The sequence below is a fragment of the Kocuria sp. genome, assembly GCF_030536815.1.
Taxonomy (GTDB): Bacteria; Actinomycetota; Actinomycetes; order Actinomycetales; family Micrococcaceae; genus Kocuria; species Kocuria gwangalliensis.
Map to the genome: position 1 here is coordinate 3,026 of NZ_JAUNPE010000185.1, position 765 is coordinate 3,790.

Annotated in this window: 1 protein-coding gene; it reads left to right on the forward strand. The window is 62.5% G+C overall.

The window, feature by feature from the left end:
* On the forward strand, positions 1 to 609 hold a 609-nt coding region (locus tag Q4E95_RS11765), incomplete at its 5' end, for an MFS transporter (RefSeq protein ID WP_303383484.1).
* Positions 610 to 765 lie beyond the last annotated feature (156 nt).

A 765-nucleotide genomic window follows, 5' to 3' on the forward strand; every position in this document is an offset into this window, starting at 1 on the left:
AAGAAAACGCGGTTCCGTGATCCGTTGATTGCCCTCACGCACAAGGGCCTGGGCCTCACATCAGCCTCGGGTCTGCTGTACTACTTCGGCTTCTTCACCGTGCTGTCCTACGTGCCGTTCACCCTGCACATGGGCGAATACGGTATCGGCGCGGTGTTCTTCGGGTGGGGCGTGATGGTCGCGCTGTTCTCCGCGTTGTTCGCCCCCATGATTCAGCGCCGCGTCGGTTCAGTGAGGTTGCTGGGCAGCACCTTGTTCGTCTTCGCCCTGGATCTCATTGCCCTGGGCGTGAGTGCCAGCTTCCACAACATTGGGTTGATCGTGACCTTCACGATCGCCGCCGGTGCCCTGATCGGCACCAACAACATGCTCTACACCGAGTTGGCCATGGAGGTTTCGGACTCTCCGCGTCCTGTGGCCTCGGCCGGTTACAATTTTGTCCGTTGGATCGGCGGTGCCCTGGCCCCGTTCACCGCGGCGAGCGTGGGCGCAGCCTTCGGCCCGGAATGGGCCTTCTACCTCGCGGCCGCCGTGATCGTTCTGGCCCTGGTAGTCGTGGTCCTGGGCCGCAAATTCTTCGAATCGCATGAGCCCGAGTTGGTCGAGTAAGACTCACACTTCACCACGACGCCGCTGGGCCCGGTTCCGTCCGTACGGAACCGGGCCCAGCGGCGTCGTCGGCTATTGAAGCCGGTCGAAGCGAAGGCGAGATCAAATGGTCTCGGTGACATCCTCGGCGTTGAAGCGCGGGTTACGCGCGTACTC